Origin of the sequence: Lentzea sp. HUAS TT2 (assembly GCF_051853195.1) — a bacterium.
In the GTDB taxonomy this organism is placed as follows: domain Bacteria; phylum Actinomycetota; class Actinomycetes; order Mycobacteriales; family Pseudonocardiaceae; genus Lentzea.
In genome coordinates this window covers 2,932,047-2,944,422 of record NZ_CP196667.1, presented here as the reverse complement: position 1 = coordinate 2,944,422, position 12,376 = coordinate 2,932,047, and the positions used below count along the sequence as shown (strand labels likewise).

Genomic DNA, 12,376 nt, shown 5'->3' with positions numbered 1-12,376 from the left:
TCAGCCCAGTTCGGACACCGCCCGCACCAGGTCGTCCATCTCGACGGCGTTCGTGTAGTGCGCGAGCCCGATGCGGATGGCGCCGCCGATCTCACCGACCCCCAGCACCGAGAACACCCCGTGCTGGCCGGGGTCGGCGAACGCGCAGACGCCCCGCGACGCGAGGTGTTCGACGCCGTCCTCCGCCTTGACCCCGGCGATCGAGAACGCCAGCGCGGGCACCCGCCGCATGGCGTCGCCGATCACCATCACGTGCCGCAGCGAACGCAGTTCGTTGATCAGATTAGCGAGCAGCCCCGCCTGGTAGGCCTTCACCGATCCCAACGACGTGAGCAGCCGCTCGCGGCGCGTTCCTGAGGCCGCGTCGTCGAGGTCCGCCAGGTACTCCACCGACGCAACGAGCCCGGCGAGCATCGGGTACGCGTGCGGACCGAGCTCCAGCCGTTCGGGCCCGCGTGCCATCGGGTCGACCGAGACCGACGGCAGCCGCTCCAGCACCGACGGGTCGCGGAACACCAGCGCGCCGACCGGCGGGCCACCCCACTGACCGGCGGACAGGGCCACGACGTCGGCGCCCATGCCAACGATGTCCAACGGCACGAACGGCGCCGCGGCGGAGGCGTCCACGACCATCAGCGACCCGTGCGCGCGGGCCACCGCGGAGATCTTGCCGAGGTCCGGCCGGGTGCCGACCACTCCGGACGCCGCCGTGATGGCGATCAGCTTGGTGCGGTCGGTGACCAGCTCGTCGAACTGCCAGCTCGGCAGTTCGCAGGTCTCGATGTCGATTTCTGCCCATTTGACCGCGCTGCCGGTGCGTTGTGTGGCACGCAACCACGGCGCGATGTTCGCCGGATGGTCCAAGCGGGAAACCAGGACTTCGTCGCCCATGAACCAGTCGTCGGTCATGGCGTCGGCGAGGCGTTGCAACAGGACGGCGGACGACGGGCCCAGCACGACACCGGCGGGATCGGCGCCGACGAGGTCCGCGACGGATCTGCGGGCGGCGTCCACGATGCCCTGGGCCCGTTGGGACGCCGGGAAGATGCCACCGGGTCCGGAGACCGGTGCGCGCAACGCGGTGGAGACGGCGGTGGCGACCTGTTCCGGCACCTGCATGCCGGCCGGTGCGTCGAGATGAACCCAGCCGTCGCCGAGCGCGGGGAAGAGCCCTCGTACTCGCGCGACGTCGAACGCCATGACACACACCGTACGTATGCGAGCAAACACTGCGACGACCAGCCCCACCCGGATTACGGTCAAAACGTGAAAGACGCGAGGATGAACCCATGAACCAGGAGCAGCCCGTCGTAATCGTCGGCGGCCAGGACGGCGACATCGCCGACCTCGTCGAACAGCCGGCCAAGGTGATGCGGATCGGCACGATGATCAAGCAGCTGCTGGAGGAGGTGCGGGCGGCACCTCTGGACGAGGCCAGCCGCAACCGGCTCAAGGAGATCCACAAGCGGTCGATCGAGGAGCTCGAGGACGGCCTGGCGCCGGAGCTGCGCGATGAGCTGGAGCGCCTGTCTCTGCCGTTCACCGAGGACGGCACCCCGTCCGACGCCGAGCTGCGGATCGCGCAGGCCCAGCTCGTCGGCTGGCTGGAGGGCCTCTTCCACGGCATCCAGACGGCACTGTTCGCCCAGCAGATGGCGGCGCGGTCGCAGCTGGAGCACATGCGTGGCCGCGCGCTTCCCGCCGGCAGTGGCGGCGAAGGTAACGAAGGCGGAACAACCGGCAAAGGAACGGGTCAGTACCTCTAGCTGAGTGACGCGGTGGTGGCTCTACGATGCGCTGACCGTTCTGGAGAGGAGCCACCGTGCTCGACCGAGTCCGCAATGGCCTGCAGGCCAAGCAGCTTCGTCACAAGCTTCGTGTCAAAGCGATCGAACTCATCCAGGATGCGCTGAAGCCGCAGCAGGAGCGGATCGAGCAGATCCAGGCCCAGCTGAACGGGCTGCGCGACGAGGTCTCGCAGCAGGCGAACCGGATCGTCGACCACACCGTGGGGCACGAGGTGCGGGCCCGCCGCGACATCGTGTTCGCCGCGGACAGGGAAGCGGCGCTGCAGAGCGCTCAGTTCGTCCACAGGAACATGCCGCGGGTCCCGCACTTCGGCTCGCCGCAGGAGACCCTGGAGTTCGCGCTGGCCCAGGCGCCGGAGGGTGGCATGGCGCTGGAGTTCGGCGTCTACACCGGCGGCACGCTCAAGATCATCGCGAACGCCCGGGAGGGCGCCGACGTCTACGGCTTCGACTCCTTCGAGGGTCTGCCGGAGAACTGGCGCAACGGGTTCCCCGCCGGCACCTTCACGATGGACGGCCTGCCGGACGTGCCCGGTGCCGAGCTCGTCGCCGGGTGGTTCGACGAGACGCTGCCGAAGTTCCTCGTCGACCACGAGGGGCCCGTCACGTTCCTGCACGTCGACTGCGACCTGTACTCGTCCACCAAGACCGTTCTCGACCTGGTCGGACCCCGTCTGGTCGAGGGCAGCATCATCGTCTTCGACGAGTACTTCAACTACCCGCAGTGGCAGGAGCACGAGCACAAGGCCTGGCTGGAGCACGTGGCGGCGCACGGCCTGGAGTTCGACTACCTCGGGTACACCTACGACCACGAACAGGTCATCGTCAAGGTGATCAAGGTCTGATCGCACCGTGACCGACCAGTAAGCATGCCCGCCGGTGGTCGCCGGTACGCTCAGTCCTCGTGCAAGCCACCAGTACGCTCGGCCAAGCAGAGGCGCCTCCTCCCGTCAAGTCGCGCAGCTTCAAACGCGCGTTCGCGGACGTGCGGGAGGCATGGGACCACCGCGAGCTGTGGGGCCACCTCGGCTGGCAGGACATCAAGCAGCGCTACCGCCGTTCGGTCATCGGGCCGTTGTGGATCACGATCTCGATGGGCACCACGGCGCTGGCGCTGGGCTTGCTGTACTCCGTGCTGTTCGACACGAACGTCCCCACGTTCCTGCCGTACGTGACGGCCGGCTTCATCATCTGGAACTTCATCCTCGGCTGCATCACCGAGGGCACGGACGTGTTCATCGCGAACGAGGGGCTCATCAAGCACCTCCCCGCGCCGATCACGGTCCACGTGATGCGCATGGTGTGGCGCCAGGTGCTGTTCCTGCTGCACAACCTCGTGGTCTACGCGGTGGTGCTCGCCATCTTCTTCACGGCGCTCGACCACCCGTACACGATCACCAAGGGCGGCATCGAACACCCCGGCCTCAGCTGGACCATGGTCCTCGCGATCCCGGGCTTCGCACTGCTCGCCGTGAACGCGGTGTGGGTCGCCCTGCTGTTCGGCGTCATCAGCACCCGCTTCCGCGACATCCCCCCGGTCGTGACCAGCTTCATCAACCTGGTCTTCTTCATGACGCCGATCGTCTGGGACGCGGGCGTGCTGCAGCGGGTCACCGGCGGCGGCGACAACAACTGGCGCATTCTGATCGCCGAGCTCAACCCCGTGTACCACTTCGTCGAGGTGGTCAGGGCCCCGCTGCTCGGCCACGCGGTCGACTGGCACCACTGGGCCGTCGTCGGCGGGTTCACGGTCGTCGGCTGGTTCGCCGCGCTGGTGATCCTGCGCAACTACCGCGCCCGCGTTTCCTACTGGGTCTAGAAGGAGGTCGACACCCATGGTCAGCATCGACGTCTGGAACGCATCGGTCGACTTCCCGATCTTCGACGCGAAGTCGAGGTCGCTGAAGAAGCTCGCGCTCGGCAAGGTCGGCGGCAAGATCGAGTCCGAGGGCCGCGTCCCGATAATCGAAGCCCTGCACGACATCACGCTGTCGATCAAGGACGGCGACCGCGTCGGCCTGGTCGGCCACAACGGCGCAGGCAAGTCGACGCTGCTGCGCCTGCTGGCGGGCATCTACGAGCCCACCCGCGGCCAGTCGCGCATCGTCGGCAAGGTGGCGCCGGTCTTCGACCTCGGCGTCGGCATGGACCCGGAGATCTCCGGGTACGAGAACATCATGATCCGCGGCCTGTTCCTCGGCATGAGCCGCAAGCAGATGGAGTCCCGCGTCGACGACATCGCGCAGTTCACCGAGCTCGGTGACTACCTGCAGATGCCGCTGCGCACGTACTCGACGGGCATGCGCGTCCGGTTGGCCCTCGGCGTGGTCACGTCGATCAACCCGGAGATCCTGCTGCTCGACGAGGGCATCGGCGCGGTCGACGCCGCGTTCATGGCGAAGGCCCGCGACCGCCTCAAGAGCCTGGTCGCCCGCTCCGGTCTGCTGGTGTTCGCGAACCACTCCGACGAGTTCCTCGCGGATTTCTGCGACAAGGCGATCTGGATGGACGAAGGCCACGTCAAGATGTTCGGAAGCCTTCGCGAGGTGCTGACCGCGTACAAGGGTTACGACCCCTTCGAGCGGATGCACCCACACGAGGAGACCCCCGTCCTCAGCGGAAACGGTGGCGAGTAGAGCATGAACCTCGAGGCACTGCCCAAGGGCTCCGTAGTCGCGGTGGTGGTCACCCGCCACCGCAGGGAACTGCTGTCCGAGTCGCTGAAGGCACTGGCGACCCAGACGCGCGTGCCCGACCACCTGGTCGTCGTCGACAACGGTCCCGACCAGCCGGTCGGCGACCTCGTCGAGCAGTGCCCGCTCCCCACGACCTACCTGCCGTCGCACCGCAACCTCGGCGGCGCGGGCGGTTTCGCGCTGGGCATCCTGCACGCGCTGTCCCTCGGCGCGGACTGGGTGTGGCTGGCCGACGACGACGGCCGCCCGGCCGACGAGAACGTGCTGGCCGTGCTGCTGGAGGAGGCGGAGCGCCGCAACCTCGCGGAGATCTCCCCCGTCGTCACGAACATCGAGAGCCCGGACAAGCTCGCGTTCCCGATGCGCCGCGGCCTGACGTGGAAGCGTTCGGCCGCCGAACTCGGCACCGACTTCCTGCCGGGCATCGCCTCGCTGTTCAACGGGGCGCTGTTTCGGGCCTCCACGCTGGACGTCGTGGGCGTGCCGGACTACCGGCTGTTCTTCCGCGGCGACGAGGTGGAGATCCACCGGCGCATGGTGCGGTCGGGGCTGCCGTTCGGCACGTCGCTGCGGGTCGCGTACGTGCACCCGGACGGCTCGGACGAGTTCAAGCCGATGCTGGGCGGCAAGTTCCACGCCCAGGACCCGGAGAACCCGATCAAGCGCTACTACACCTACCGCAACCGCGGGTACCTGCTGTCGCAGCCGGGCATGCGCAAGCTCGGTGCGCTTGAGGTGTTCCGGTTCGGGCTGTACTTCCTCGGTGTGAAGCGGGACCCGAAGGCGTTCGTCGAGTGGCTGAAGCTCGTGCGCCTCGGTCAGCGGGAGCGCTTCTTCCGCAAGTGACGTGGTCTGCCGAGGGCGGAATCGCTACGAGCGGAACCGCCCTCCAGCAGCCGCGGGACGCGGTTGGCTGAACGCATGAGCCGACTCGTGCTGTTCCTCGCCGCGAACCCGAACCCCATCAGCCTCACCGTCACCCAGGAGACGCGGGACGACCTCGCGCCACGGCTGACGCAGATCGTCCGCAACGGCCACACCCAGCCGATCGCGGGACCGGACGGCACCGAGTACGTCGTCAACTTCTCCAACGTCGTGGTCGCACACTTCGAGTAACCACTCGCGCACCCGACGTGATCGGAGTAAGACGTGATGGGTGATCTCCCGACGCAGACTTCTCTCCTTGGCGGGCGCGTCCGCATTGCTCGCGGCGTGCGGTTCGAACACCGGCAGGGGCGGTACCGGCCAGGCCCTCAAGCAGTGGTACCACGCGTACGGCGAGCCCGGCGTGCAGCAGGCCGTGGAGCGCTACGCCAAGGCGTTCACGAAGACCCAGGTCGACGTGCAGTGGAACCCCGGCGACTACGACTCCAAGCTCGCGACGAGCCTGCTGTCCGACGGCGGACCGGACGTCTTCGAGTCCACCCCGCAGATCAGCTCGGTCCGGGCGGGTCAGCTCGTGCCGCTCGACGACGTCTTCGGCGACGCCAGGAGCGATTTCTCCGAGTCGATTCTCGCGACGCACACCGTTGACGGGAAGATCTACGGGGTACCGCAGGCCGTCGACATGCAGATGCTGTTCTACCGCAGGAGCTTCCTCGACCAGGCAGGGGTGAAGCCGCCGTCCACTGTGGACGAGCTGGTCGACGCGGTGAAGCGCCTCAACCGCGGCGGGGTCAAGGGACTCTTCGCCGGCAACGACGGTGGCGGCGGGGTGCTGGGCGGTCCCTCGCTGTGGTCTGCCGGACTCGACTACGTGCGCGACCACCAGGTCGGGTTCGACGATCCCGTTGCGGCGCAGGCGATCGGCAAGCTGCGCGAGCTGTACACCAGCGGCGGCCTGCTGCTCGGCGCGGTGAAGGACTGGGCGGAGCCGGACGCGTTCACCCAGGGCCTGGTCGCCATGCAGTGGACGGGGTTGTGGGCCGTGCCGGCGATCCAGAAGGCGCTGGGTGACGACTTCGGCGTGCTGCCGTTCCCGAAGCTCACCGGCAGCGGCAGGGCCAGCGTGCCGGTCGGGGCGTTCGGCGCGATGGTCAACGCCAGGTCGAAGCGGGTCGACGAGGCCAAGGAGTTCGTGAAGTGGCTGTGGATCGAGCGGACCGACTACCAGGAGGACTTCAACCTGAGCTACGGCTTCCACATCCCGCCGCGCAGGAGCATCGCGGAGAAGGCGACCAAGCTGTCGGACGGTTCGGCGTTGGACGCGGTCAGGCTCGTGGAGAACAGCGCGAAGGCGTCGAACCCGCCGGACTGGACCTCGGTGATGCGGACCGCGTTCAACGACGCGGTGTCGCGGGTGGTGCGTGACGGCGCTTCCGCCGACGCTGAGATCAAGGCGGCGGCACAGAAGACGCGGGACGAGCTGAAGCGCCTCTACGGATGAAGCACGGGCGTGCGTTCTGGCTGTTCGTCGGGCCGTTCGCGATCGGACTGCTCGTGTTCGTGTACGTGCCGATCGGGTGGAGCCTGCTGCTGTCGTTCTTCGACGCGCGCAACACGGTGACGCCCACCGAGTTCGTCGGGCTGCGCAACTACGTGGACATGCTGACCGACGGGCCGTTCCTGAGCAGCCTCGGCACGTTCAGCGTGTTCGCCGCCTTCATCGTGCCGCTGACGTTCGTGCTGGCCCTCGCGCTCGCGTTGCTGGTCGACCAGATCAGCTTCATGCAGGCGTTCTTCCGGTCGGTGTTCTTCCTGCCGACGGCGTGCTCGTACGTCGTGGCATCGCTGGTGTGGAAGCTCTCGATCTTCAACGGGCTGCGCTCCGGCCTCGCGAACACGGTGCTGGACCTCTTCGGCGCGGAACCCGTGGCGTGGACGGTCTCCACGTCCCCGCCCTGGTACTGGCTCGTGCTCGTGTCGTTGCGGCTCTGGTTGCAGCTCGGGTTCTACATGATCCTCTTCATCGCCGGCCTGCAACGGATTCCGCGCGTTCTGCACGAGGCGGCGGCACTCGACGGCGCACGGCCGTGGCAGGCGTTCCGGTTCGTCACGCTGCCCCAGCTGCGCACGACGTCGGTCGCCGTGTTGTTGCTGCTCTTGATCGGCGCCTATCAGGCGTTCGACGAGTTCTACAACGTGCTGGGCACCGATCGCGGCTATCCACCGTTCGCCCGGCCACCGCTGATCTACCTGTACTACACGGCTTTGGGCAGCGGCGGGCAGGACTTCGGGCACGGCAGCGCGGGCGCGGTGATCCTGACGGTGCTGATCATCGGCGTGACGCTGCTGCAGGGAAAGGCGGTGCGGCGGTGAAAGCCCTGAGGTACCTGGCTTTGTCCGTGGCGGCCGTGCTGTTCCTGGTGCCCTTCTACCTGGTGGTGCGCAACGGGTTGGTGGCGGAGTCCGAGATCAGCGCGACGTCGTGGACGTTCCTGCCGTCGTCGGTGCGCTGGGAGAACTTCGCCGAACTGTTCAGCGATCCCGCCGTGCCGCTGGTGCGCAGCATGCTGAACTCGTTGGTGGTGGCCGTTCTGCAGACCGCCGGTCAACTGTTGTTGTGCTCGATGGCGGGGTACGGGCTGGCTCGAATTCCTTACCGGTACTCGAATGTCGTCTTCTACCTCGTAGTGGCCACTCTGATGGTTCCCGCCGCGGTGACGTTCGTGCCCACGTTCGTCGTCGTGTCGACGCTGGGCTGGGTCTCGGACCTGCGTGGACTCGTGATCCCCGGACTGTTCAGCGGGTTCACGGCCTTCCTGTTCCGGCAGTACTTCCTGAACTTTCCGCGCGAGCTGGAGGAAGCCGCGCGAATCGACGGGCTCGGGCACTGGGGCACGTTCTGGCGCGTTGTCGTGCCGAACTCACGCGGGTTCTTCGCCGCACTCGGCGTGATCGCGTTCGTGACGTCGTGGAACCAGTTCCTGTGGCCGTTGGTGATCGCGCAGGACCAGGACTCGTGGACGGTGCAGGTGGCGCTGTCGACGTTCCTCACGGCTCAGTCGATCAACGTGCACGAGCTGTTCCTGGCTGCGGCGGTCTCCGTCACCCCGCTGGTCATCGTGTTCGTGGCGATGCAGCGGTTCCTGGTGAGAGGGGTGACGGAGACCGGGATCAAGAACTAGCGGTCGAACACCTTGCGCCACGACTCGGTCGAGGTCAGCTCCGGCAGCGCGGCCCGGTAGACCCGCTTGAGCTGGTCCCACTCCTGACCGAGCCTGCGGTAGTTGCGGGCAGCCCTCGCGGCCAGCGCGCGGAACTCCTTCGGGTCGCGCTTGTAGAACGCCACCGCCGTGCCGTCTGCGGTGGAGACGGTCGCGCTGTCCAGGTTGCCGAGCAGGAACCACCGGGCGCTCAACGCCGGCACGTTCATCTGCGGGCTGCCGGAGGCGTCCGGTGAGGGCTGGCGAAGGTTGTGCAGCAGCGACTTGGCCGCGCGCTTCGCCGTGGTGATCCTCGACGTCGACGGCTGCAGCAGGGCCTCGGCGCGCACCTGGTCGAAGGTCGGCGGCGGGAACTCACGAGCGGACGGCAGGGTCTGCGCGTCGGAGTACTCGGCGCGCAGCTTGCGCACCTCCGGCAACGCGGTGCGCAGCGAGTCGAAGAGCAGCGACGGGCCGGCGAGGAAGTCCTCGATCGCCTTCTGCTGCAACATGACGGTCGAGTACTCCATCGACAGCAGGTGTCGCAGCGTGAGCTTCAGACCGTGCTTCACGATGCCGGACTTCACGTCGTACGGACTGTGCAGGGCGGCGAGGATCAGCCGGTTGCGCGTGTGGAAGTACGCCTGCCAGTCCGTCGAGTCGTTCTTGTCGGTCCACGGCATGTGCCACACCGCGGAGCCCGGCAGCGACACCGTCGGGAAGCCGTGCTCCAGTGCCCGCAACGAGTACTCGGCGTCGTCCCACTTGATGAACAACGGCAGCGGATAACCGATGCGGCGCACGATCTCACGCGGGAACAGGCACATCCACCAGCCGTTGTAGGTGGCGTTGACCCGCGGGTGCAGTTCCTTGGTCTCCCGCAGCGAGTCGGTGGCGAAGTTGTGATCGGTGACCGCGCCCGGTGCCGCGCGCCAGAAGCACGTGTTGAGGTCGACGATCTCCGCGAAGCTGTGCAGACGGGCCCGCGAGTGCAGGTTCAGCATGTGGCTGCCGACGATCACCGGTTCCGCCGCTGCGCGGGCGAACGCGTTGGACCGCAGCACCGCGTCCGGCTCGAGGCGGATGTCGTCGTCCATCAACATGATCTGGTCGGCATCGCTGTGCTCGATCGCCTCGAACATGCCGCGGGTGAACCCGCCGGAGCCACCGAGGTTGTCCTGCTCGATGACCTCCAGCTTGTCGCCGAGCAGCGCCGCCGCCTCCGCGAAACCCTTGGTGTCGCGGACTTTCACGGCTCCCTGGTCGGCGACGAAGACCTTGCCGAGCACGTCGAGCACCGCGGGGTCCTCGCCGAGGGCGCGCAACGCGATCACCGCGTCGACCGGGCGCATCGTCGTCATGCCGATGGCGACCTTCTGAGCGGGCAACGGCTCGCGCACCGTCCACGCCGCCTCGCGGATCTCCAGCGGCGCGTCGTCGGTGAACACGTCGAACCAGATCCATCCGCCGTCCTCGAACGGCTTGAGCGACACCGTGAACTCGACGTCGGCCCACTCGCCCGCGTCGCGGACGTACTGGCCCTCGATGTGGATGATGTCGCCGGACGGACGGGAGCGGTACACGTCGATGCGACCCGTGCCGCGCACCGAGACCCGCAGCACGACCTCGTCGACGGTCGTCCAGCGCTTCCAGTAGGAGGCGGGGAAGGCGTTGAAGTAGGTGGAGAAGGAGACCTTCGCCGACGGGGGAACCGTGGCGCTGCGGCGGGACGCGACGTGGCAGTGCACCGTGTCCGGCTCGTCCAGGTACAGCGGCCGGACGTCGAGCGGGTCATCGTCGCGAGGCAGGATCACCCGTTGCAGCACGCAGTTCTGGTCCACAGACCTTCCCCTGTCAGTAGTGCGGGCGGCCCGGAAGATCCGGACCGCCCGCGCAAAGCGTTGTGTGGGTCAGAGGTCGTACAACCGCGACCAGGTGTCGCGACTGGTGAGCTGCCCCATCGCGTCCCGGTAGGACCGCTGGACCTCGGGGGCCGAGCGGTACAGCTCGCGGAAGACCTTCGCGCCCTGCTTGGACAGGCGGACCGCGAGCTCCTTGTCCCGCTTGCGCACCCGCACGCCTTCCTGCGACGCGTCGGTCACGACCGCCGTGTTGAACAGCGAGACGTGCCACCACGCCGAGTCACCGGCGGGAACAGCGCCCACCTCGTGCACCGACTTGCCGAGCAGCTGGTTCACGAGGCGCTTGACGAACACCGGCGCGATCAGCTTCGGCGTCGGCGCCGCGGTGATCATCGGCAGGCTGCCCTGCCGGACACCGGGGATCTCCGACGCCGAGTGCCGCACGGTCTCCGGGAACTCGGCGCGCAGCTTGCGGATGTCCGCCGCCGCCTGCACACCGCCGTCGGCCAGGAAGTCCGGGCCCTTGAGGAAGTCTTCGATCGCCTTGAGCTGGGTGGCGGCGAGGCCGTACTGCATGCCCAGGATGTACGTGGCGAACTGCTTGGCCATGCTGCGCACGATCATCTTCGGGTGGAACGGGCTGTGCAGCGCGGAGGTGATCAGGGCGTTGCGCAGGTTGAAGTACCTGTGCCAGTCGTCCCAGTCCTTCCAGTGGAAGTCCGCGTGCCACACACCGGCGCCCGGCAGCGACACGGTGGGGAAACCCTGAGCACGCGCGCGGTAGCCGTACTCGATGTCGTCCCACTGGAAGAACAGCGGCAGCGGGTAGCCGACCGCCTTCACGATCTCCGACGGGATGAGGCACGACCACCAGCCGTTGTAGCCGGCGTCGACGCGCTTGTCCTGGACGTTGCGCTTGCCCGTCTCCTCGTCGTAGCCGGTGAGGTCGGCGTTGAACAGCGCGCCTTCCACGACCTGGCCGGGCGAGAGGGTGTCGAGGTTCGCGAACTCGGCACCGACGTGCAGGAAGTTCGGGTGCAGCAGGTAGAGCATCTGACCGCCGACGATCGTCGGCTGCGTCGTGCGGTTCGCGAACGCGGTGAGCCTGATGACGATCTCCGGCTCGCACAGCACGTCGTCGTCCATGAACAGGACGTTGGCGTGCTCCGCGTGGTCGATCTCGGTGACCTCGTAGAGGCCGCGCGTGAAGCCGCCGGCACCACCGAGGTTCGGCTGGCGGATGTAGCGCAGCTTGGACCCGAGCGCCGCCGAGACCTCGGCGAACCGCTCCCGCGACTCGACCGCGTCCGTGCCCTGGTCGACGACGTAGACCGTGTCGACCAGCTTCAGCGGCTCCGAGTCGGACGCGAGGGCGGCCATCGTGTTCAGGCAGTCGTCAACGCGGTTGAACGTGCAGATGACGACAGCGGTCGGCCGCACCGTCTTCGGCGGCGCGACGGTCCAGCGGACCTTCTCGACCGCGAGCGAGTCGTCCGCGGTGATCACGTCGAACCACAGGCCACCGCCGTCGGTGAACTTGTCGATCTTCGCGGAGAGACGCACCGTCTGCGCCTTCGCGCCGGCGACCTTCTCCGCGGCGACCGTGCGGGTCTCACCCTCGGAGTCCGAGGCGACGAGCGTGACCTGGCCGGAGCCGGTCACCTCGAGCTCGAGCTCCACCTCGGGGCTCACGCACCACCGCTGCCAGTACGACGCGGGGAAGCGGCCGAAGTAGGTGTTCATCGTGACGGTGGCGTTCGGGTGGACCACCATGCGGTGACGCTCGCGTTCCGCGATCCCCCGCTTCACCTCGGCGTACAGATCCTCAGAGACGATCTGCGAGGGCCCCGCGAACAGGCCGCGCTGCGTCAGCAGCTTCTCCGGAGCCGCGTGCTCCACGAGCTTTGACTTGCCCGGCATTGCGA

The 12,376-nt window shown here is 67.7% G+C and carries 12 protein-coding genes; 9 read left to right on the top strand and 3 right to left on the bottom strand.

All coding sequences use genetic code 11. The features are described from left to right. Positions 1-1,200, bottom strand: a complete 1,200-nt coding sequence (locus tag ACSHWB_RS14715) for a cysteine desulfurase-like protein (RefSeq protein WP_439662586.1) — start codon at positions 1,198-1,200, stop codon at positions 1-3. A gap of 89 nt (positions 1,201-1,289) precedes the next feature. Between ACSHWB_RS14715 and ACSHWB_RS14710 the strand changes: the two genes are divergently transcribed. The 9 genes from ACSHWB_RS14710 (at position 1,290) to ACSHWB_RS14670 (ending at position 8,571) form a co-directional block, all read left to right on the top strand. After that, positions 1,290-1,766, top strand: coding sequence for a bacterial proteasome activator family protein (locus ACSHWB_RS14710; RefSeq protein ID WP_439662585.1), 477 nt, complete (start codon positions 1,290-1,292; stop codon positions 1,764-1,766). Between the two features lie 56 nt (positions 1,767-1,822). Further along, positions 1,823-2,653 (top strand): class I SAM-dependent methyltransferase, encoded by an 831-nt coding sequence (locus tag ACSHWB_RS14705; RefSeq protein WP_439662584.1) that lies wholly within the window; start codon positions 1,823-1,825, stop codon positions 2,651-2,653. 59 nt (positions 2,654-2,712) lie between these two features. After that, positions 2,713-3,627, top strand: coding sequence for a galactan export ABC transporter permease subunit Wzm/RfbD (gene wzm / locus ACSHWB_RS14700; protein WP_439662583.1), 915 nt, complete (start codon positions 2,713-2,715; stop codon positions 3,625-3,627). Positions 3,628-3,643: 16 nt separating this feature from the next. Continuing rightward, positions 3,644-4,444 carry a galactan export ABC transporter ATP-binding subunit Wzt/RfbE gene (gene wzt / locus ACSHWB_RS14695; protein ID WP_258946786.1) on the top strand — a complete coding sequence of 267 codons (801 nt, stop codon included), beginning with the start codon at positions 3,644-3,646 and terminating at the stop codon, positions 4,442-4,444. A 3-nt stretch (positions 4,445-4,447) separates the two neighbouring features. Beyond that, complete coding sequence (gene glfT1, locus ACSHWB_RS14690) at positions 4,448-5,350, top strand: galactofuranosyltransferase GlfT1 (protein WP_439662582.1); 903 nt, start codon at positions 4,448-4,450, stop codon at positions 5,348-5,350. Between the two features lie 75 nt (positions 5,351-5,425). After that, positions 5,426-5,620 carry a hypothetical protein gene (locus ACSHWB_RS14685; RefSeq protein ID WP_439662581.1) on the top strand — a complete coding sequence of 65 codons (195 nt, stop codon included), beginning with the start codon at positions 5,426-5,428 and terminating at the stop codon, positions 5,618-5,620. Between the two features lie 67 nt (positions 5,621-5,687). Further along, positions 5,688-6,890: an ABC transporter substrate-binding protein gene (locus tag ACSHWB_RS14680; protein ID WP_439662580.1), complete on the top strand. Its 1,203-nt coding sequence runs from the start codon at positions 5,688-5,690 to the stop codon at positions 6,888-6,890. Beyond that, complete coding sequence (locus ACSHWB_RS14675; protein WP_439662579.1) at positions 6,887-7,762, top strand: carbohydrate ABC transporter permease; 876 nt, start codon at positions 6,887-6,889, stop codon at positions 7,760-7,762. Before ACSHWB_RS14680 ends, ACSHWB_RS14675 begins: the two co-directional genes overlap by 4 nt. Then, positions 7,759-8,571: a carbohydrate ABC transporter permease gene (locus tag ACSHWB_RS14670; RefSeq protein WP_439662578.1), complete on the top strand. Its 813-nt coding sequence runs from the start codon at positions 7,759-7,761 to the stop codon at positions 8,569-8,571. Before ACSHWB_RS14675 ends, ACSHWB_RS14670 begins: the two co-directional genes overlap by 4 nt. Here the strand turns inward: ACSHWB_RS14670 and ACSHWB_RS14665 are convergent. Together ACSHWB_RS14665 and ACSHWB_RS14660 are read right to left on the bottom strand one after the other, a co-directional pair. Further along, a complete protein-coding gene (locus ACSHWB_RS14665) occupies positions 8,568-10,430 on the bottom strand; it encodes a glycosyltransferase (RefSeq protein WP_439662577.1) in 1,863 nt (620 codons plus the stop codon). The genes ACSHWB_RS14670 and ACSHWB_RS14665 overlap by 4 nt on opposite strands. A 69-nt stretch (positions 10,431-10,499) precedes the next feature. Continuing rightward, a complete protein-coding gene (locus tag ACSHWB_RS14660) occupies positions 10,500-12,371 on the bottom strand; it encodes a glycosyltransferase (protein ID WP_439662576.1) in 1,872 nt (623 codons plus the stop codon). Positions 12,372-12,376: the final 5 nt, after the last annotated feature.

Excerpts from the sequence above, each read along its gene's own strand:
- ACSHWB_RS14675 (WP_439662579.1), top strand. The coding sequence starts at position 6,887 with ATGAAGCACGGGCGTGCGTTCTGGCTGTTCGTCGGGCCGTTCGCGATC.
- ACSHWB_RS14685 (WP_439662581.1), top strand. The coding sequence starts at position 5,426 with ATGAGCCGACTCGTGCTGTTCCTCGCCGCGAACCCGAACCCCATCAGC.
- glfT1 (WP_439662582.1), top strand. The coding sequence starts at position 4,448 with ATGAACCTCGAGGCACTGCCCAAGGGCTCCGTAGTCGCGGTGGTGGTC.
- ACSHWB_RS14710 (WP_439662585.1), top strand. The coding sequence starts at position 1,290 with ATGAACCAGGAGCAGCCCGTCGTAATCGTCGGCGGCCAGGACGGCGAC.
- wzt (WP_258946786.1), top strand. The coding sequence starts at position 3,644 with ATGGTCAGCATCGACGTCTGGAACGCATCGGTCGACTTCCCGATCTTC.
- ACSHWB_RS14715 (WP_439662586.1), bottom strand. The coding sequence starts at position 1,200 with ATGGCGTTCGACGTCGCGCGAGTACGAGGGCTCTTCCCCGCGCTCGGC.
- ACSHWB_RS14660 (WP_439662576.1), bottom strand. The coding sequence starts at position 12,371 with ATGCCGGGCAAGTCAAAGCTCGTGGAGCACGCGGCTCCGGAGAAGCTG.